This window comes from Achromobacter veterisilvae, from assembly GCF_900496975.1.
Taxonomy (GTDB): domain Bacteria; phylum Pseudomonadota; class Gammaproteobacteria; order Burkholderiales; family Burkholderiaceae_B; genus Achromobacter; species Achromobacter veterisilvae.
Genome location: NZ_UFQC01000065.1, coordinates 1 through 19,711, shown reverse-complemented (window position 1 = coordinate 19,711; position 19,711 = coordinate 1). Strand labels below are relative to the sequence as shown.

At 63.9% G+C, this 19,711-nt stretch carries 22 protein-coding genes and 1 pseudogene; 3 read left to right on the top strand and 20 right to left on the bottom strand.

Translation table 11 applies throughout. From position 1 onward, the window contains the following. From AVE30378_RS31225 to AVE30378_RS31185, 9 genes and pseudogenes are all read right to left on the bottom strand, one after another. A pseudogene (locus AVE30378_RS31225) lies at positions 1 to 1,328 on the bottom strand (DEAD/DEAH box helicase); the annotation flags it as partial. A gap of 137 nt (positions 1,329 to 1,465) precedes the next feature. Beyond that, complete coding sequence (locus AVE30378_RS31220; RefSeq protein ID WP_073664047.1) at positions 1,466 to 1,771, bottom strand: hypothetical protein; 306 nt, start codon at positions 1,769 to 1,771, stop codon at positions 1,466 to 1,468. An 89-nt stretch (positions 1,772 to 1,860) separates the two neighbouring features. Further along, positions 1,861 to 2,181, bottom strand: coding sequence for a methyltransferase (locus AVE30378_RS31215; RefSeq protein ID WP_129246880.1), 321 nt, complete (start codon positions 2,179 to 2,181; stop codon positions 1,861 to 1,863). A 48-nt stretch (positions 2,182 to 2,229) separates the two neighbouring features. Further along, positions 2,230 to 3,378, bottom strand: a complete 1,149-nt coding sequence (locus AVE30378_RS31210; protein WP_279636217.1) for a DUF6094 domain-containing protein — start codon at positions 3,376 to 3,378, stop codon at positions 2,230 to 2,232. 25 nt (positions 3,379 to 3,403) lie between these two features. After that, positions 3,404 to 4,054 (bottom strand): hypothetical protein, encoded by a 651-nt coding sequence (locus tag AVE30378_RS31205; protein WP_129246876.1) that lies wholly within the window; start codon positions 4,052 to 4,054, stop codon positions 3,404 to 3,406. Between the two features lie 104 nt (positions 4,055 to 4,158). Further along, entirely contained in the window at positions 4,159 to 4,395 is a 237-nt protein-coding gene (locus tag AVE30378_RS31200) for a hypothetical protein (protein ID WP_425265808.1), read from the bottom strand. A 174-nt stretch (positions 4,396 to 4,569) separates the two neighbouring features. Further along, positions 4,570 to 4,896 carry a hypothetical protein gene (locus tag AVE30378_RS31195; RefSeq protein WP_099814796.1) on the bottom strand — a complete coding sequence of 109 codons (327 nt, stop codon included), beginning with the start codon at positions 4,894 to 4,896 and terminating at the stop codon, positions 4,570 to 4,572. Positions 4,897 to 4,989: 93 nt separating this feature from the next. Beyond that, complete coding sequence (locus AVE30378_RS31190) at positions 4,990 to 5,679, bottom strand: DUF3275 family protein (protein WP_129246872.1); 690 nt, start codon at positions 5,677 to 5,679, stop codon at positions 4,990 to 4,992. Between the two features lie 57 nt (positions 5,680 to 5,736). Then, on the bottom strand, positions 5,737 to 6,666 hold the full coding sequence (locus tag AVE30378_RS31185) for a DUF3577 domain-containing protein (protein WP_129246870.1): 930 nt from the start codon (positions 6,664 to 6,666) through the stop codon (positions 5,737 to 5,739). Between the two features lie 404 nt (positions 6,667 to 7,070). On the opposite strand from AVE30378_RS31185, the gene AVE30378_RS31175 reads away from it, so the two are divergent. From AVE30378_RS31175 to AVE30378_RS32785, 3 genes are all read left to right on the top strand, one after another. Then, the gene (locus tag AVE30378_RS31175) at positions 7,071 to 7,574 is read left to right on the top strand and encodes a MarR family winged helix-turn-helix transcriptional regulator (RefSeq protein ID WP_129246868.1); all 504 of its coding nucleotides are present in this window, start codon (positions 7,071 to 7,073) and stop codon (positions 7,572 to 7,574) included. Between the two features lie 64 nt (positions 7,575 to 7,638). Continuing rightward, entirely contained in the window at positions 7,639 to 8,847 is a 1,209-nt protein-coding gene (locus AVE30378_RS31170) for an MFS transporter (RefSeq protein ID WP_129246866.1), read from the top strand. Between the two features lie 193 nt (positions 8,848 to 9,040). Next, positions 9,041 to 9,613 (top strand): hypothetical protein, encoded by a 573-nt coding sequence (locus AVE30378_RS32785; RefSeq protein ID WP_244235192.1) that lies wholly within the window; start codon positions 9,041 to 9,043, stop codon positions 9,611 to 9,613. A gap of 83 nt (positions 9,614 to 9,696) precedes the next feature. Here the strand turns inward: AVE30378_RS32785 and AVE30378_RS31160 are convergent, their stop codons facing one another. From AVE30378_RS31160 to AVE30378_RS31110, 11 genes are all read right to left on the bottom strand, one after another. Continuing rightward, entirely contained in the window at positions 9,697 to 10,050 is a 354-nt protein-coding gene (locus AVE30378_RS31160) for a DUF3085 domain-containing protein (protein WP_129246864.1), read from the bottom strand. 141 nt (positions 10,051 to 10,191) lie between these two features. Beyond that, positions 10,192 to 11,004 (bottom strand): GTPase, encoded by an 813-nt coding sequence (locus AVE30378_RS31155; protein WP_129246862.1) that lies wholly within the window; start codon positions 11,002 to 11,004, stop codon positions 10,192 to 10,194. A 289-nt stretch (positions 11,005 to 11,293) separates the two neighbouring features. Then, complete coding sequence (locus AVE30378_RS31150) at positions 11,294 to 11,572, bottom strand: uridylate kinase (RefSeq protein WP_129246860.1); 279 nt, start codon at positions 11,570 to 11,572, stop codon at positions 11,294 to 11,296. Positions 11,573 to 11,667: 95 nt separating this feature from the next. Next, positions 11,668 to 12,405, bottom strand: a complete 738-nt coding sequence (locus tag AVE30378_RS31145) for a DUF5983 family protein (RefSeq protein ID WP_129246858.1) — start codon at positions 12,403 to 12,405, stop codon at positions 11,668 to 11,670. A gap of 213 nt (positions 12,406 to 12,618) precedes the next feature. Beyond that, positions 12,619 to 13,011 (bottom strand): hypothetical protein, encoded by a 393-nt coding sequence (locus tag AVE30378_RS31140; RefSeq protein ID WP_129246856.1) that lies wholly within the window; start codon positions 13,009 to 13,011, stop codon positions 12,619 to 12,621. A 21-nt stretch (positions 13,012 to 13,032) separates the two neighbouring features. Next, positions 13,033 to 13,245: a hypothetical protein gene (locus tag AVE30378_RS31135; RefSeq protein ID WP_073664035.1), complete on the bottom strand. Its 213-nt coding sequence runs from the start codon at positions 13,243 to 13,245 to the stop codon at positions 13,033 to 13,035. Positions 13,246 to 13,582: 337 nt separating this feature from the next. After that, positions 13,583 to 14,140: a hypothetical protein gene (locus AVE30378_RS31130; protein WP_129246854.1), complete on the bottom strand. Its 558-nt coding sequence runs from the start codon at positions 14,138 to 14,140 to the stop codon at positions 13,583 to 13,585. 243 nt (positions 14,141 to 14,383) lie between these two features. Then, positions 14,384 to 15,961 carry a DNA cytosine methyltransferase gene (locus AVE30378_RS31125; RefSeq protein ID WP_129246852.1) on the bottom strand — a complete coding sequence of 526 codons (1,578 nt, stop codon included), beginning with the start codon at positions 15,959 to 15,961 and terminating at the stop codon, positions 14,384 to 14,386. A 533-nt stretch (positions 15,962 to 16,494) separates the two neighbouring features. Then, positions 16,495 to 18,507, bottom strand: coding sequence for a DNA topoisomerase III (locus AVE30378_RS31120; protein WP_129246851.1), 2,013 nt, complete (start codon positions 18,505 to 18,507; stop codon positions 16,495 to 16,497). Positions 18,508 to 18,786: 279 nt separating this feature from the next. Next, positions 18,787 to 19,227 (bottom strand): single-stranded DNA-binding protein, encoded by a 441-nt coding sequence (locus tag AVE30378_RS31115; RefSeq protein ID WP_073664032.1) that lies wholly within the window; start codon positions 19,225 to 19,227, stop codon positions 18,787 to 18,789. Between the two features lie 73 nt (positions 19,228 to 19,300). Beyond that, the coding region (locus AVE30378_RS31110; protein WP_244235191.1) for a DUF3158 family protein at positions 19,301 to 19,711 on the bottom strand (411 nt) is incomplete at its 5' end.

The following is a 19,711-nucleotide window of genomic DNA, read 5'->3' as shown; positions in this document are numbered from 1 at the left end:
GAATAGATGTCCTTCAGGACACCGTGATCACGCATGAACGCCATCGCGGCCGAGGTCATGCTGCCGCTCGTGGTCGGACGGTAGCCGTCTTCAATCATCCGCCCAGGCAAGGCTCGGAACAGCAGGTGAAAGAGATCATCACCGTAGCCGCCCATCAGCGTGCCGGTCAGCAGCAAGGTCTTGCGAGCCTTCGCCGCCAGCACGCCCATGGCCTGGCCCTGGGCGCTGCCGCCGTTCTTGTACTCATGCGCTTCGTCCGCGATGAGCAGGTCGAACGTGCCTTGCGGAAGATACCTCTTGATGAACTCCGAAGGCTGGTAGCCGCCCTCGCCGAAGCCGAACTCCATGTTGGCCATCGCACGTTCCATGCGCGTGGCCTGACGGTCGGAAAACACCAGCTCGCCGTTGCCATCCATGAGGTTGATGAACTCGTGGATGTTGTCGCCCAGCATCGAGGCCAAGAAGCCGTCACCGAACTTCTGCATCAGCTTCTGCGCGGTGACTTCCCCGATAGTCGGGATGCGCTTCAAGGCTTTGAGGACAGTCGAGGACTGGTCACTGCCGGACAGGCTTCTCGGACGGATCAGCGTCCACAAGGGCGCGGCGCAATGGCTGCACTTCCTGCGGTACTCCTCGGCTTCGAGTGCGATCGGGTTGACCGGCTCGCCGTCAAGGTCGGTGATGACAGTGCCGCAGTCCGGGCAGGCCGCCACGTCACCGTGGCGGGTGCGCCGCCGGGTGAAGACAGGCTTCCAATGGAACCCCATCCGCATCCGTACACGACCCAGAACGAAAAACTCCTGACCCGTGGGCTGCATCCCCAACTGCTCGCGCAGCTTGATGAGCTTGACCAATGTGTCAGGGCCGTTGAGCACCCAGACCTTGGCGCCCGTCACCGTCTCCTGGATCTCGCGTCGCCACTTGTAAACCAGGTGTGGCGGCGAAAGCACCAAGGTGCGGCGGTAGCCTTCGGCGTTGAGGACGGCGGCCGTGGCGATGCCGACGGTCGTCTTGCCGCACCCCATCTCGCCATTGACGATCGCGGCGCGTTCACCACGATCGACCAGCAGCTCGGCGGCGGCATGGACGACTTCGGCCTGGGCTTCAAACAGCTTGCGTTTGAGGCTGGCGACGATGAGCTGGCGGTGCGCCTGTGGCTGGCCGGTATAGACCGGCGGGTTGGCCCGATTGAGAGAGTCGAGCAGTTCGTCGCCGAACTCACCGACGAAATCCTGAAGGCTCAGGGTCAGAGGAGAAGATTCCGCGTCGAGCAGTTCGCCCTGCGCGGGTGTAGCTTCTGCGGCAGTAGATTCAAGATCGAGGGACATGGTGATGCTCCAAAGAAAAATGGGGCATGCACCACCCCCAGCGGGGCAATGGCATGCCCCGTGGTGGGAAGAAGAATCGGCGCGCGGCCGACGATGGTTGAAAGTGCTGGCCTTGGCGGCCCGCTCGCGAAACGTGCTCAGTCTTCGGACGGCAGCACGATGAGGGTGAAATGGCGTTCCGCATCAGTGACGATGCGAATACTCAGTTCCGGATGGACCAGGTAATGCGATTCCAACGATGCACCCGATTGAAGTGCAACGGCGTTGGCTTGCCATTGCTCATCGTTGACATCACCCCAGTCGCCACGGACATGACGACGGAAGTACGGAAGCGGGTCCAGCCGCCCCGCGCGAGCGAGGCGGTCGATGCCTTCGCTGAGGACGAGCGCGCCGATGGGGAACATCAGCCTGTGGCAGTAGGTTTCGATACGATGTGATGCCATGGGCTCCTCCTTGAAGGGTTATTGAGCCACGACACCCCTGACGGAGTGAAGTGGCTCCGTCAGGTGGATGGGATGACGATGTAGTGCCTTCAGATCAGGTCGGACTCTTCGGGAAGCTGGACCACCGTGGTCTGATGGTCTTCGCTGGTCTTGACGATCAGCACCAGTTCCGGCGTGATTCGGTAGTGAGAGATCATCAGGTTGTCCTGCTGCAGCGCGACATCGTTGGCCTGTCGGGTGGCCTCATCGATCTCACCCCAGTCGCCGCGCACGTGGCGCTGCACATAAGACAGGGGGTCGATGAGGCCTCTGCGGGCCAGCCAGTGCACCTTCTCGCTCAATTGCAGCGAGCCCGGTGCGAACAACGGTTGCTTCTGCGGCGCAGGCCGCTTGAACAGACGTGAGAGCACGGTGTTTCTCCTTGGATGAAATGAACTGGAACGCCAGGCGTCAGGGGATCAGCGGATGGTCAACACTTCGCCCCGTGTTGGGGAGTCAGGTGTCATGTCCCACGCGCGAATGACGGGAACGAACTTGTCGGTGAGGATGCGGGTCTCGGCGATGGAGCCGTCGTCGCGTTCGGTGAATTCCCGCTGGAGCGTCTTGTCCTTGTGGGTGTCACCTTTGACGACAAGCAGGCGCCCGGACTTCGAGCGCACCACGCCGGAGATGGCACCCGCGGCCAGGGCCAGAGCGAGATGCCAGTGGGAAAGAGCACGCGCCGGTGGACGCAGCAACTGCTGCGCGGCCCCCAGGTGCGTGTCCAGCGACGGCCAGAGGCCTTGCAGCCTGCCAACCTCGTCGGCGAACTGCTCGGGCTCCATCGTCACGCGGAAGAAATGCTCCGGCTCGGCCGGACTGGCGGGGACGATGTACGGCAGGAACGGCCACTCGCTCGGCAGTTCCTCGGCTTCGATCTCGCCTTGCCCAACCTGCAGCAGCAGATTACGCGTGGCTTTGACGCCGTCGGGGGCCTGCTCGCGCTGGCGTACCCTGCGGCCGAAGATCACCACCTGCTTGAACTGTGTCTCCACCGCTCGGTAGATCCGCAGATCGGTGTAGTGGCGCGTCAGCCAGCCGACCAGCTCCGCGTCGAGCACGTAGCCGGGGACGATGAAGACCAGCACGCCGCCGTACTGCAGCAGCGACAGGCTACGTTGGTAAAAGAGCTTTTCGAGACGGGCACGGCCTTGGCCCTGATAGCCGATGTTGCCATTGACATCCTTGGATAGGTCGCCATACGGCGGGTTGAGCCAGAGCAGTCCGAACGACTGCTTGGAGACCATTGTGTCCATCAGGTCCGCGTGCAGGCAATGATCGACGAGGCCGCGGGCATGGCGTGCCCGCTCCGCGTCGAACTCGACGGCGAACGCCTTGGTCTGCTCGCGCCCGAGGGCATGGGCGGCTTCGGCGACAGCCACGCCTTCGCCGGCGCAGGGATCGAGGATGCACATCGTCCCGTCGCTGGGCATCAGTGCGTTGAGGGCTCTTTCGAGCGTGGGTTCGTCGGTCGGGTAGTAACCGTTCTTGGCGAAATTGCGGGCGAGCCGCGGGAACATGAGGGCCATGGAAGTCTCCTGGTTGGCGGGAAGGAATGGCGGAAGCACGCCAAGGCGTGCCTCCGCGGGTGGATCAAGCCGCTACCGCTTTCGGCGTCCAAATCTTGGCCGGATGGGGATAGGCGGTGAGTGCGTCACTGCGGATCAGAGAGCCCAGCGCCAGGGTCAGCGCCGGCACGTCGATGGCGAGCCGATGGCCTTCCAGCGGCCCAAGGGCGAACGGAAGGCGGGCCAGCATCTCGCGGGTCTGCAGCAGCTCCAGCACGGTTTCGCGCCAGTGGTCGAGTAGCGGCAACGGGCAGGTGTCGCGCACCAGCGTCCACAGGCGGTCAAGCCGGTGGGCGCTGTCGCGTGGCAGCAATGCCAGTGCGCTGGCGTTGGCCTTGTCGGGCTTGACGCAGCGCCGGTCGAACAGCCACACGTTGGAGAGGGAGCCGAACAGCGTGCGCCGGTAGGCGCGCGTGATGCGCTTCTCCAGACGATCGACGTTGCCGATGAACACCGGGACGCTGCCGCCCTGGTCGGTGATGATGTGGAACTGGTCCAGTCCCTGCTCGTCGCGCCCGAGGGTCAGGCGGGCGAGGAACTGCTGGACGGCGGTGTCGCGCGCCCAGATGGACAGGAAGATCAGGTTGCCCTGGTCGTCGCCGACGCAGGCGTCCGCCATCACGTCCGGGCATTCGTCGATGTGGAACAGCGTGGTGGATGAAGTGTGTGCGTGCATGGTGGTGTCCTTGATGAAGTGAGGGGCAGCACCGCCCGCAGGGGCAGCGAATGCCCCGTTTGGGATGAAGGAATGCGGATCAGGTGATCGATCCGCGTGGGAGTTCAGAACGTCTGTTCGGTGAACGAGCCGTCAGCCTGATGCTTGACGACACGGTTGCCAACGTTGCCCTCGCAGTCCTGTTGGACTTCGGTGAACATGCTTTCGGGCACGTCGATCTGGAAATGGCACAGCACCACTCGGTAGTAGTCCAGGTCGTGGTTGAACGGGTCGCTCTCGACCTTCGCGGTATCGTCGATCAGCTCGGTCGGCTTCTCGATGAATAGGAAAAAGTAATTCATCGGCCGGTCCCAGCCGAGTACGACGGTGATAGGAAAGCCCTTGTGAACGGTGTCGAAGTAGTGCCGACTCATGGTGATGTCCTCGGTGAATCGGAAACAGCACCGCCCCTGAGGTAGGTGCTGCCCCAAGCGGTGGAGAAAAGCCGCGCAAGCGGCGATGACGTGTGCCGGACCTCAATAGTCCGAATCGCAACCGGCCGGGCAATAACCCAGTTCGATTCCGTGCGAGCAATAGCCGTTTTCGGCGTTCCAGTCCTGGGTTTCCTGCCTTTCGGCCGGTGTGGCGTAGTCCCATTCCTGTGCGATCTGCAGCGCCTGTGCGCGATGTTCTTCGGGCAATCGACCAACTTGCGCGTCGATCGCCGAGCTGAAGCGCTCTACGTAGTAGTCGTGAGACAGTCCGCAACCCTTGGTGGCTTGTGCGGCTGCCGTCTCGCAGAGAGCCCGCCACGCGGGTTCATCCAGTGCAGAACGGGGTGTATCGCAAGCGATGGTGGACATGATGGAGACCTCCAGAAGAAAGCTGGGGCCTCTCCGCATAGGGAAAGAACCCCGGCGGGTGGATGAAGAACACCGTGCATGCGGTGTCTGCGATCACGCAGGTTGCAGTTCGGCCTGGCGGCTCCACTCCTGCGTCTTGAAGTTAAGCGCGTAGCCCAGTTCACCCAGGCGGGCGATCTGCGCGCGCAGGGCCCGGCGGTCGATGGTCGAATCCAGCTTGACGGACTCGCCCAGTGGCCAGAGCAGGCCGAACAAAGCGCTGTCGCCCTCTTCGGTGCCGTCGGGAGCAGCCGCCGCAGCGAGCGTCGGTGCGTCCACACCGAAGGGCGTGGTATCGACCAGCGGGTCCGCCGAGGCCTGCACGGGTGCGGGCTTGGCGGGTCTGGAGGCCTTGGCGGGCTTGGCCGGCGTTTCCGCAGGTTGCGTCCCCACCTCTTCATCGAGTGGATCGACTTCCTGGGTGGCGAAGCTGCGGGCCTCATCACGACTCAGTTTGTCGATGCCGTTGAGCGTCATGCCATCGAGGTTGGCGCGGACTTCAAACCGCGCGCCGCCCGCGACCGGGTAGGACTTCGCGAAGATGTAGCGAATGACGAAATCCCCGTCGTACTTGCCTTCGGGGTACTGCTCCAACTCCGCGTCTTTAACCGCGAACTCGCCGATGGGGGTGGAAAGACGACCAACCGTGAACGGGCCGTTCTTGCCGCGGATGGTCCGCAACGTGAGCTGGCCCGGGACGACGATGGGTAGGACTGATCTCGTAGGTGCCGATGTGGCTGCCATGATGGTTCTCCTTGACGAATAGGAAAAAGGCAAGGCCCCGTGAGGGGCCATGCCGGATCAGAACGAAGCAGCCAATGCCGGCTCCTGCTCCTCGACTTCAACTTCGGACTCGCGCTCAGCGGGCTCGGCAGATTGGTCGGAAACGGCGTCGGCGGCAGTGTCGATGGCGTTGGCGGCTTCGGGCGCGGGTGCGTCCTCCACCGGCGCTGCCTCGGCTTGTGCCTGGCTCGTCGGATAGACCTGGGTGCCATCGATCTTGATCAGACCGATGTGGACCAGCGTCGATTCCAGGCTTGCGGCCGGTTCCCCAGCGTGCTCGCCCTTGGTGCGGATGTACGGATCGATCTTCATGTCGTTGAGACGGAAGGCGATCAGTACCTTGCGATCCCCTTCGATGGCCTGCACGCATCGGCGAACCAGATGCTCGGCTTCAGGGGTGGCGACGATCGTGTCGAAGTACCGATATTCCGGTTCATCGACAGGTCCGGCGAGCGCGGCGATGGAGCACGACAGGAACGGGTCACCATCCTTGGGGGTGACGTCCTTCGGACGGTTGAGGTAGCCGATGCCACGGGTGATCAGCTCGTGCTGCTCGATCGAAGCCAGTTCGGCCCGCTCGATCAGCTCGGCCTTGAGCAGTCGCGCCTTGAGAGACGCGGCGGCCTTGCCTTGGTTCTCGCCCTTGTCACGGATGTACGCATCGCCCCAAAGGTCGCCGAGGCGAAAGCGCACCAGCGGGCGCTGCTTGGGATCGTCAACGCCGATATAGCGCTGAACGAGCTTCTTGGCCTCGGCACCCGAGACCTTGACGTCGAAGTAGCGGTAGCTGGGGTCCCTGGCGGGGCCGACCAGCGCGGCAATGGTGCATGCCAGGAAGGGCTGCGCACGGCGGCCGCCCCTGACGGGCACTTCACGGACACGCTGGATGTAGCCGATGCCCGAGGTGTGGAGGTCGAAATACGATTTCTCGTTCGAAGTGGTGTTCATGGTGAATCTCCATTGGGAAAAGCGGAGACACACCGAGCCCACGCATGCGGGGAAAGGTGCGTAACCCCGCGATGGGTTGATAAGGCGAAAGCATCCACCACCAGGGACTGGTGGCCGCTCGCGGATGGATGCGGTGCGAGCTGGCTTGGTCACGCAGTGGAACTGCGCCGCAACCTCGAAGACCGATGGTTGCCTGGCATGTCGCTGACAACGTCAGCAGGCATGGGGTCAGCATGGCCGGGCCTTGCGCGCGAAGCCGCAATGAATCGGCATCCCGACGCTTCCTTTTTTCGATGATTTGCTGCAGTAGCGGTACTCAAGTCAGGGGTAGATAGCAGTACGAGCGAATGGCATACTTGACTGAATATATGTAGTTGGCTACATTTCAGCTAAGGAGCAATTTAATGTTCGAACTCAAAGACCTGCCTAGCTACGACACGCTTGCCGCCTTCGGGGCCGCTTATGGCAACCCGGACGTGGATGGCCTGCATACGTGGCTGGTCTGGGCTTCGGCCACCAACGAGATGCTGTCGGCCTTCGAGGGCAATCTGGCCCGCAACGGTGGCCTGTCGCAGTCCCAGTTCTTCGTGCTGCTGCTGCTCAAACGAAACCCTGGCGGCTTGAGTGTGGGCGCTCTGGCGCAAGGTGTGGCGGTCACCTCTCAGACCATGACGCGCATCATCGACCGTATGGAAGGTGCGGGTCTATGTCTGCGCGCCCCTGACCCGGAAGACCGCCGCGCTTGGCTGATCCGCCTTGCCCCGCCGGGCGACGAACTGCTGGGCCAGGCGCTGCCAGCGCACTACGCCTGGGTGGCGAACCTGATGCGCCATTTCAGCGCCGAGGAGCGCCAGATGCTCAACCAGCTCATGCACAAGCTCCACGCCGCAGGCCTCGCAGCGGAGTAGGGATGCCATCCTTGATGCCTGCCCCTTTTTTTCTCACATATATGTAGCTAGCTGTATTTCAGTGATGAACAAAAAAGATTCCACCCTTCATGAGCCTGCACCCGGACTGCGCCTGATGCTGATCTTGTGCGCGCTGGCCGTGGTCTCATTGCTCTATGTGCCGTTGCCCATCCTGCCGCAACTGGCCCGCAACTTCCATCTGGCGCCCGGCATGGCCGCGGGCGTGATGAGCGCCTTCGGGCTGGCCTATGCGATCGGTTTCATGGTGTTCGGCCCGCTGTCGGATCGCTTGGGCCGGCGCCGCGTGATGGTCTGGGGACTGTTCGCACTGGCTTTGATTTCCGCAGCGATCACCTGGGCGGATTCCGTGCCGCTGTTGATAGCGGGGCGCGCGTTACAAGGCTTCGCCGCCGCCACGTTTCCCCCTGTCGTAATCGCCTACCTGGCCGAGCGTGGGACGCCGCGCCAACGCACCTGGGGCGTGGCCTGGATCAGCACGGCTTTTCTGTCCGCAGGTCTGCTGGGGCAGATCTATGGCGCTACCGTGGCAGGCCGCTGGGGCCTGGGCGTGGCCATGTTGCCGATGGCGGTGGTGTATGCCTGCACCGCCATGGCCCTGTTCATGACGCCCCCCGACGTACGCTTAGCGTCCAGTCGCCCGTCAGCGTGGTTGGCTGGCTACCGGCCCTTGGGCAGTCTGCTGGCGGACGCACGTCTGTGGCGCGTCTATGGGCCGGCCCTGCTGCTGCTCATGTGCTTCGTGACCTTCTATATGGCACTGGATACGCATGCCGGGGCTGCGCTGCGCGCGCAAGGCATCACGCCCTTGATAGTGCGGGCCGTGGCGCTGCCGGCTTTCCTGGTGCCTCTGGCCGTCGCCGTGGTGATGCCCCGCCTGGGCGCACCGCACATGATCACGATTGGGTTATGTACCGCTACGGCCGGACTGGGTCTGTGTGCCTGGGCAGGTTCCGAATATCTGCACGGCCTGCTGGCGGCCAGCGTGCTGTTCGTCACGGGCATCGGCATCAGCGTGCCCAGCCTGATTGCGCGGGTGGCGGGGTTGGCGGATGCGTCCGTGCGAGGCCTTGCAGTGGCGCTCTACACCTTCGTGCTGTTCGTCGGCGCCAGCCTAGGCCCGTGGCTGGCTCAAAGCACTGCGCACTGGCCGCTGGCGCACACGTTGTCGTTGTTGACGGCATTGCTGGGCGCGGCGGCCCTATACGTCTTCACGGGACGCAACGTCGCTGCGTCCTCCATGAAGTCAGCGTGAGCGGCGATGCCGTGACGCTATTGAAATTTTCAACCATCTCACAAGGAGTTTCAGCATGAGAGGTCTTCGTCAATCTGCCACCACATTGATCACTGCTGCATGCGCTGCGGCCGCATTTGTCGTGCATGCCCAAGTCGAACGCTCGGCCACTGCGACTTCCACCCCTGCAACTGTTTCACAGAAAGGAACCCCCATGTCCTCATCGAATGCAAACGCCTCGCTGTCCGCATTGATTCCTGCTTCCCACCAATTGGCGAGCCGCCGCAGCGTGGCCGTGGACGGGGAGTCGGCGGAGCTGACGCGCTACGAGCGCAAGGATGGTCGCAATGCCGGCCTGGAGGGCGAACACTTCAGCACCGTGGTGGCTGCCGACGGCACGCTCAAGGGTTTTGCCAATATTTCACAGGATCTCGTGGGCAAGCCCTTGCCGTCGCGTGAACGAACCGAAGCCATCGCGCGAGACTACCTGCAAAGCCATGCGCCAGAGTTGTTGCCCCGCATGCAGATCAGCTGGATCGAGCCGCACGACGAACCCATCCGTGTCTACCGCGATGGGCGCAGCGAAACAGTGACGGTGACGGGCATGAAGGTCAAGGCGCGCAATCTGGCGGACGGTCGCTGGTTCTGGGTCATCGTGGGCGGCGACGAACGTCCCATGATTTTCGAGCGCGACATCGTGTGGGTCACCTTTCCAGGCCATCGGAAGACGGAGAAATGGCTGCACGACAGTTGGCTCAAGGCGCAGTCGGCGTACGCTGCCGTGTAGGTCGCGCTGGCAGACCACTGCGATATGAACAAAAAGAAAGCCCCCGGCGCGGGGGCTGCGAGAGTCGAGTGGCGGTTGCCGCGCTATGCGGGAGGCACCACCTCCAGCGACAGATGTGTGGCGGTGGCCGACAGCATCAGGTCGTCTTCGGTGTGCAGGATGCGCGTGAATACGCCGTCCTTCGGGTCGAAGTACTCCGCGAAGTCGTCGCCGCCCAGTTCGGCGCGCGCCAGCTCCCACCAGTCGTCGAACGGATCGGTATCCGGGCTGCAGCCGACGGCATAGGCCAGCAGCTTCACTCGCCCATCCGGGCGGCGTTCTCCCTGCTCGGCGAGGAAGTACACGCCCTGGTCCTTGACCAGGATGACGGGGCACTGGCTGGCGATGGCCTCGGTCAGCACGGGGCGCAGGTCGGAGCCTTTGAATCGCAGTGACATGGTTGAAATCTCCTGTGTGGATAGAGAAAAGGCCCTCCACCCGCCTGGATGGAGAGCCTGTGGGCACATGGCCAATGGGCTGAAACGCCGTGGCGAGAGCCTCGGGTCAGCCGAAGAACCGCCAGGATTCAGTCCCCGGCGTCATGCCGGCACCGCCTGGCGCTGCCGGGCAGCCTTGGCGTCGATCACGCTCACATCGATCAGGCGCCAACGTCCGTCGTCGATAAGTCGCTCCAACACTTCGCCGAGCATGTCGAAATACACCTCGTCATGCCGATCGACCAATTCGCCGTCGCGGTGCAGCTCCACCATGTAGGTGTCGCCACCTCGGTCGTACAGCACCGTCACCCGGCCCTCGAACTTCGCGGTCGAGACCGTGAAGCTGATCGCCGGAGGCGTCTCGATGATCTTGGACGGTGTCGGATCGACCCAGGTGAAATCCCGGGCACCGGCATCGACCAGCATGTGGGTGATACGCCGGAAGCCATCGGGCGCTGGCATTTCCTCCAACTGCTGGATGAGCTGGCCCAGTTCCATGCACTGCGGCTCGGGGATGGGCAGCTTGGCCGGCGCGGAGCCGAGGATGTGCGTCTTGACGGTGTAGGGAATGCCGTCGGACGTCATCTCGGTGCGCTCTTCCGGGGTGTCCGCCCGCAGCCCATCGAAACGGCGCCGTGCGTAGGGTTGGACATGCACCTTGGCGCCTTCGTCGGGGACGGTGGTCACCAGCTTGGAATCGAGCACAGCGAACTCGCTCGGCTTGAGCTTGACGATGATGGCGTCGTCGGTGATGGCGACTACCTTCCCGTCGAAGGGCTGGGGGTCGATGGCGAAGCCCAATGTCGAAGACTGCGGCTGATCGTCGAACACGCGGTACTTGAACGACCGCACGTTGCGGGGCACGTGGCCTGCGACAAGCGAAGGCATCATGGATTTGATGAAGGAACGGTCCATGGGGAATCTCCTTGAGGAAGAAACAAGGGATTCCCCGCCCGCAAGGGAGAGGTCCCTTGTGGGTGGTGTGGATGGACGCGGTACGTCCGTGGAAAACATCGACCAGCACGGTTCCCCGTGCTTGCAGCCTTGAAGGTCTCGGCCGCCTGGGCATGTGTCGGCAACGCCGACGAACATGGGGCAAGAATGGCCCGGGAGTAAGCGGCCCGCTTGCAGGAAACGGCACCCCATCGCACCCGCTTTCCAGCGCTCGGGGCAAGAAAAAGCCCCTCGAAAGGGGCTTTGGGGGTCAGGCTTCGTACACGAAGTAGTGTTCGCGCTGACGCGGGAAGAACACGTGCTTCCACGTGTCGCCGCTTGTGTTGCCACCGTCGAATACGACCATTTCGTAGTCGTCAATGTCGGTGTCCACCAGATCGGCGCTATCGATATGGCGCATGTGCAGCGTGCCGCGCATGCGCTCGAATACCAGGATCTGGCCGATGGCGTCGTCCTGGCTCATGGCGTTGACGCAGGCTCCAAGCTGATTCTCGAAGTCGGGCGTGGGCAAGATGAGGTCGGGGAACATGAGATTGCTCCTATGGAACTGAACCAGCCCGGCTCCTGGTGGGAGGCGGGCTGGCATGTTGGGGATGAAGGGGAAGGCTTCGTGTCGCGCGTCTGCTAGGCTTTGGCCAGTGGTAGGCCCAGTAGCACGGGTGCGTCTGCATCGAGGATGAGGATGCGCACATCGGCCTGGCCAGCCAGTTCAAGGATGTTCGCCAGGTCGTCAGGCATGCCTTTGTCTCGGTGTTCCTCTCGAAGCTGCTCCGCACTGATGCCCTCGGCATATTCCAGGTTCTTATCTGTCCAGGGCGTGGAGATCAGCTTGACGCCAATCGCCGGGCTGTACGGAACCCGGAAGGCGATGAACAGAAAGGCCTCCGGCGTGGCAAGGTCTGCCAGGTTGGCGAGGTACTGGCCGGTTTCCTGGCTGATGTGCGCGCTGCTGATTTCCCAGCACCGGCTGTAGTAGCCGGTTTCGAAACTCAACCGCTGCGCCACGTCTCGCGCGGCTTCGGCCGAATAGGTATCACCAAGATGGACCGGGCGGCCGTCGAGGTCGTCGCCATGGATGGCATAGACCACGGCGCCCACCACGCCTTCGCCGTTGATGCCTTCAACAGCATCACATTCGGCGATCAGCTCTTCGCTGATGGTGTCAGTGCCGTTCCTGATCCACGCGAAGTCGCTGGTGACGATGCAGGGGGAAGAAACCAGCTCCTCGTCGGAGAGGTGCTGTTGGCTCGCGTGGATGTTTCGCCACACATGCGGGCTTCCGTCCCCGTAGCTGATGCACAGCGTTCGGACGATTTTCAGATTCCAGTAGCCGCGTACAAAGGGATTGGGATTCTGGGTCATGGGATTTCTCCAGATTGAATAATGGAGCCAATTCCCGCCACCGGGAATTGGCCCCCGGTGGGTTGAAAGTGGAAAAATCGTCAGGCGGCACTGATCGATGGCTTTGGGCCAATCGGCGCAGGCTGACGGAAGAGAAATTGAGGGACATGGCCGCGGGGGCGCATGTCCCTCATGGGCAGTGAACAAAAAGACGGTGTTATGCCGGAGACCGGCTCACCAACCGCTGTAGTTCACCAGCAGGTCAGCGATGACCTTGCGGCGTTGCAGATCGAGACCATCGAAGTCCGACAGTCCTTGGAAGTGGCAGCGCTTGAGCATGGCACCGCCCTCGCGCGCGTTGTAGAAGCTGAACATGGCGGACAGGAACATGCGTTCGCCGCTGCTCAGGACGCCGAGAGCGTCGTTGGCACGCAGCATGTCGGGACGCAGGTCCCACTTGCTCTTGGCCCGGTTCAGGCCTTCGCGCGTGCCGTCGCCAAACCATTGCGGGCTAGCGATCTCAACGCCGCGCTTCCAGGCCTCGAAGAAGGCTTGGGGCGCGGCGGCGAAGTGCTGCTCTTCCCGCATGATCTGATCGACGACTTCCCGTGGCAAAAGCTGGTTCATGACGTGATTCCTCCAGTTGGATCAGGGTGTGGCGAGCTGAGACCAGCCGCCTCTTTCGAGGGCACGTTGGGCCGCGGCATAGCTGCGGAAGTACTGGCAGGATTCCCGCGAAACGGGACCTTCGGTATCGCGCGTGCCGATGTAGTGGCCGGCGGCGCTATGCAGGACTTCGAGCGGCAGGAACTTGCCGCAATGGATCAAGGCCAATTGGCCGAAAGAGGCTTGCTGGGACATGGACGGTCTCCTTGGAGAAGCGGGGCCTTGTCCCTCACGGGATGGCAGCTCCCGCATGCGGTTGAGAAAAAAATGCATCGGCGTCACGAGGACGCGCGTCCGCAGACTCGATGCGATGGCGGACTGGCGGGTGGCGCGGAGAGAATCCGCGGCAGCCTGGAAACCCTGGCTGCTGGCATGGTGCTGACGGATCAGCGACACATGCGGGCAGCTTCGTGCGCGAGGCGAGCCGCGTCAGCCGGAAATCGGCATCTGCAACAGCCCCGATTGGCGAACGCGGAAAAAAGAAAGCCCCGCAGCAAGTGCGGGGCTGTCAGGAGGATAAGGCGAAGCTGGGTCAGCGAGTCTTGTCGCCCAGCACATGCTGCTTCCACAGGGCGAATGCCTCGTCCGGTCCCAGCTCTGCGAGGATGACGATGGGCTGGCCCTGACGGGCGCGCAGCGATGCGAAATACGCCGGCCGGTCTGCGATGGCTTTGAGCTTGATGCCCTTGAGGAACAGCAGCTTGCCGTCCTTGATGAAAAGCACCTTGTTGCCGACGTCGCGGTTGAACGCGGTACGCAGCTTGCGCTGGGCGTGCATGGCATCGGCCAGTTGATCGACGAGGAAGTCGAGCGTGATGTCGATGATCAGCGGTTCTTCATCCTCTCGTTCGATGTCGAGCGAGGCCGGTGGCAGGCTCTTGGCGAATTCCTCCGCCTGGGCCAGCAGCGCGGCCTTGCCTTGCAGCGCACGCACGAATGTCGAGCCGCCGTGTCCGTCGTTGCGGGCCTCGGCGATGGGAATACCGTCGAATTCGACGATGGCGGTGAAGCACAGCGTTTCCTCGCTGGCGAATTCGGCCACCTTGAAATTGTTCAGCGTGATGCGGTCTTGTTGGGTAATGGTTTCCATGGGAAGTCCTGAGTATCGACCGGGTGATGACACGCCCCTGGCGGGACGCGGCATTCGTCCCGTGGGTTGGAGAAAGGAGGCATCGATGCCCCGGTGGGCAGCGTTCGCCGATGGATGCCTGGGCGAACTGGCGGGTGGCGCGGATGGAACCCACGGCAGCCTGGACACCCTGGCTGCTGGCTGCTGCCGACACGTCGGCAATGCAGGAGGAAGAATGGCGTGGCCGGTTGGCGGCGTCGTGCATCAATCCGATGCGCTCGATCCCGTCTTTTGCAGACACTGCACCAGCCGCAGACCCAGCCACGCGACGCAGGGCACGGCCATGGAATTGCCGATCGCCTTGTAGCGCGGGGCGTCTGCGGCGGGCTTGCCGCGATAAGGGACCAGGGTGTAGTTGTCGGGCATGCCTTGCAGACGTTCGCATTCCACGGGCATCAACCGCCGCACCCGCCACTGCGACCAATCCCCCGGGCCGGGTTCATTCCAGTCGTAGCGGAAATGCGCCTCGAAGTCGGGAGCCAGCACATGGGGCTTGTCCGCGCCACCGCCGCTCGTGCGCAACGCCGCCGCGACGCCGCCACCCAGTTCGGCTGCAAGACCATGCTGCCGTCCCCGCAGGGCAATGCAGGCCACCATCGGCACCCCGTAGCCCGGCTTGCCGCTGGACAGGACGGTGCAAGCCACCTGTCCATGGCCCGACTCGAAGCGCACTTCGCCGCGGTTGTTCTGCGCGAAGGCGATGGCGGGCACGACACCGGCGTTCGCATGGCTGTTGCGATGCCCGCCAGCACGCAGCGTCGGCGTCAGGTTGATCGTGGCGTCCGCGCCGCTGCCCTGGGCGGTGAAGGCAATGATCGGCACACCCTTGCCCGTACCGTCCTCGCTGCTGCCCTTGCCGCCGTTGGCGGTGTCGAGGGTGTGGGCGATGCTGCCGGCGATCGACTGCACCATGAACGTCTCGGTGCGGATGTCGTGCTTGGGGCCTGCGGCCATCAGGCATGCGGCCACATCGACGGGGCCGGTGCCGCCACTGAATCCGAACGTCGTCGTGACCTTGCCGTAGGGCTGCTTCAGTCCTGCGTATCCGCCTGCTGCTTCAGTACCCGATCCAGCAGCACGGGCAGCTTCTTGCCACGGCGCGCTGCCCGCAGAAGAATCCCCGAGCAGGCCTGCGCGCTCAAAAAGTACTTCGACGGGATCGAGACCATCTCCACCACTTGCCACAAGAAACACACGCTTGCGGCGTTGGGCGACACCGAAATATTGAGCGTCGAGCACGCGCCAGGCGATGCGGCGCCGGGGTCCAGACACACAACCTGCGTGCGCCCATTTTTGCCCTGGCGGCTGGAGCGCACGGCTTTCTCCGGCCAGTGCGCCCAGGAAGTGCCCGAAGGCATTGCTGCGGTCGTTGAGGACGCCGGGGACGTTTTCCCAGACGAGGGTTGCCGACGGGCGGCGGTCTTGGTGGCGGGTTTGGTCGATGGCATTGGCTAACTCCACATAGGCAAGGGTCAAGGCGCCGCGCGGGTCATCCAGTCCCTGGCGGGCACCGGCAACGCTGAACGACTGGCACGGCGTGCCGCCGACCAGGATGTCGGGCGCCGGTACCGTGCCGGCGCGGATTTGGCGGGTGATCGCGGTCATGTCGCCTAGGTTGGGCACGTCGGGGTAACGGTGTGCGAGCACGGCGCTCGGGAACGGCTCGATCTCTGCGAACCACGCGGCTTCGAGGCCGAGGGGCTGCCAGGCGAGGCTCACGGCCTCGATGCCGCTGCACACGCTGCCGTACAGCAGCGGTGCGTTGCGAGGTTGATGGTGCATGTCGGTTCTCCTGTTCGTGTGACCCAAGGCCGATGGCCGGGTCGGGACGTTGATGGGCAGGAGAAAGGCGCCGAAGGTCGCAGGGACCTCCGGCTCGGGAGGAAGGAACCACCCGTGGGCTGATGAGCAAGCCCGGTCGTCGCTAGAACCGTCTGCTGTCAGCAATCACACCCGGCCCATGTCGTGGCTGGGGCCGGCATCGTCTGGCGCACATCCGCGCACAAAGGGAGCCCGTTTTTGCGCCGGTGGGCACCGGCACCGAATACCGCTGACCACGAAGGGTCTCCGAGTGGCTCGCGCAGCCTGGCAAGCCACCGGGAGACCACTTCGCAGTGGGCGGAAGAAACACAGATCAGCAGAACGCGCTTGGCGCGGCTCGCAGAGAAGCTACCTTCAGTTCCCGTGGCCGGGGACGGCCGGGCGGGACGCGCACATGGATCAAGAAGGCATTGCGCGCTGGGCGTCCCGCAGGGCATGCGGGACACGGGCCACGCCGCCGATGGCGGACACGGCTCACGGGAAACGGAGGGCGGTCAGGAGCCTTTGCGGCCGCTGCGGCGCGGGCGTGAGGCACCGCGCTTGGACGTGCCGGATTCGACAGGCAGCGTGCCCTTGCAGTCTGGATAGCGACTGCACGACCAAAACGGGCCGCTCTTGCCACTGCGCTGGCGCGTGGGCGCGCCGCACTGCGGGCAAGCCGGCCCTTGGGGAACCTTGATGGGCAGCGACGTGCTGCCGTACTGCGCGATCAACTGCGAGATCCACGCGGCCTGCTTACCGATGAACACGTCCAGGGTGAGCTGGCCGGCCTCGATCATGTCCAGCGCCTGTTCCCAGACGGCGGTAGTGCCTGGATCGGCAATCGCCGCGGGCACGGCGTCGATCAGCGTGAAAGCCGCATCCGAGGCGCGGATCGCGCGCCCCTTCTTCACGAGGTAGCCGCGCGCGATCAGGCCGCCAATGATGTTGCCCCGCGTCGCTTCGGTACCGATGCCGACCGTATGCTTGAGCTTCTGTTTCAGGCGCGGGTCCGAGACCAGCTTGGCGACGCCCTTCATGGACTTGACCAACTCGCCCTGCGTGTAGGGTCGAGGCGGCAACGTCTTGAGCGCCTTCAGATCGACACCGGCCACCTGACATGCCAGACCCTCGCGCAGTGCGGGCAGCACCTGACTGCGGTTTGCGCCGTCGCCATCCTCCTCGGGTTGAGGTTCCGCCAGCACCAGGCGCCAGCCTTTGACGACGACCTGCTTGCCGGTGGCCGCAAGCGTTTGCTGGCCGCAGGAGAGTTTCGCCACGGTGCGATCGAACTCGTGGTGAGGAAGGAACTGCGCCAGATAGTGCGCCCGGATGAGCCTGTACACCGCCAGCTCCTTCTCGCTCATGGCCGAGATGTTCGCCGGTTCGAGCGTCGGGATGATGCCGTGGTGCGCGGACACCTTCGCATCGTTCCAGGCGCGTGAGCGTTGAGTGCGGTCAAGCTGCTCCATGATCGGTCGCAGCGAGGGATCGGTTTTGACCAGGCTGTCGAGGACTGTGGGCACCTCGGCGAACATGCTTTCGGGCAGGTAGCCGGAATCCGAGCGCGGATACGTGGTGGCTTTGTGCGTCTCGTAGAGGGCCTGGGCGATGTCCAAGGTCTCCTGCACGTCCAGCCCAAGCTGCTTGGAACACACCTCCTGCAAGGTTCCCAGATCGAACGGAAGCGGCGGGCCTTCCCGCACGCGCTCGGTTTCTACCGAGACGACCTGGGCGCTGCCGGCCGCGCGGATCTGCTGCGCCGCCTGCTGTGCCACCGGCTGCTGCAGGCACCGGCCTGCGTCGTCGGTGCAGGTCTCGGGCGGAACCCACTGCGCGGTGAAAGCCTGGCCGCCTGTGGACAGGGACACGTCGATTGCCCAGTACGGCACGGACACGAAGACTGCGATCTCGCGGTCGCGGTCCACGACCAGTTTGAGCGTCGGGGTCTGGACGCGGCCGACCGACAGCACGCCGTCGTAGCCGGCCTGCCGCCCCAGCACCGTGAACAACCGGCTGAGGTTCATGCCGACGAGCCAGTCCGCCCGAGAGCGCGCCAGCGCCGAGTAGTACATCGGCAATGTCTCGGCCGATGGCCGGAGCTTGTCGAGCGCGGCGCGAATGGATGCGTCGTTGAGCGCCGACAGCCACAGCCGTTCGATGGGACCGCGGTAGCCGCACAGGTCGATGATTTCGCGAGCGATCAACTCGCCCTCGCGGTCGGCATCGGTGGCGATGACAAGCTGGGTCGCCTTCGCCAGGAGCGCTTTGACGACCTTGAATTGCGTGGCAGTCTTCGGTTTGACCTCGACCCGCCAATGCTGGGGAATGATGGGCAACTGCTCGATGGACCAGCGCTTGAGCTGCTCGTCGTAGGCTTCCGGTGCTGCCGCCTCTACGAGATGGCCGATGCACCAGGTGACCGTGACGCCGGAACCGTTGAGGCAGCCTTCACCGCGTTGCGTGGCGCCGAGAATTCGGCCGATGTCTTTGCCCTGGGAGGGCTTCTCGCACAAGAACAGCCGCATATCCGTCCATCCGATTCCCGTGGTTCATGAGTTGCTGGGATCGAGGATGCCGAGCGCCGTCGAGGGCGGCAGCAAACAAGCCGCATGCGGCGGCGACCGCTTTCACGCCGATGAAATGGCGTGTGCGGGGAAGGCGCGTGGCCGAAAGTGTGCGGGCCGATAGCCGCGATTTCCGGGAGCGCGTGGAACTCGGTGGACGTTGGTGGAGCTATCCCCTGGGGATAGTTCGCAGCGCATGGAGGGCGGCGAAGCACTGCGGCAGCCGCCCTCCATGTCGGGTCACTTCCTGCGCTTCGTTTCCTTCGGTGTAGCCGGTTCCGGGGTGGCCTGGGGCTTCGGCTCTGCCTCCTGTGGCTTCGGACTGAGGGCCACGGACTCGATGCGGTACGGCAGGATGCCGACACTGCGCGCGTTGACCTGCCAGGTCTCGCGTGGCTGATCTTCGTTGTCCGTCCAGGGATCGCGCTCCATGCGGCCGACGACCAGCACGCGCATGCCCTTCTGGTAGAGCTGCTGCCAGCGGTCGGCGTCGTGGTGCCAGAGTTCCACCGGCGCCCAGAAGCCGCCGCGGTCCTCGAACTCGCCGCCCTTGGTGGGGACGGGGTTGTCGAAGTACACGTTCAGCCGGAGCAGCCGGCGAGGATCGTCATTGCCGTTGGGGAATTCGCGGTACTCGGGGGGCGAGCCGATGTTGCCCTCGCCGATGAATTGTGTGCTCATGGTGCAATCTCCGTGGTGGTTGAAATACCCGTGCCTCGCTGGACACGGGCGCGTGCTCGGATGCCTGACGCAATCACCGATCGCGCACTGCGGCAGGGACGGATGCAAGCCGGCGCAGGTAGGTGTTGTCCGCCTCCGCGGCCTTGCTGGCGCATTCATGTGCTTGCCTGCCCAGGGTGTGCAGCAGGCTGATCTGCATGTTCAACGTGATGCGCTGCAACTCGATCGCGTGCAGATCCGCCAGCAGGTTGACCGGCGTGCTGGTGCTCCCCATCAGCTCCTGCCACAGGGCCACGCCCATGGCCGATCGATCGTGCTTGCGCCAGCGAAGAAAGGCTGTGCCTGCGCCAGTGGTCTGCTGGGCCAACTCGACGGGAAGCAGGTGGAAGGGATGCCCGCACGCCTGCGGCAGCACCTGTCGCTGCGCCAGGGCAATCAACTCGTCGCGCATGGCGAAGCACTGGCTGGCCCAGGCCTCGAAGTC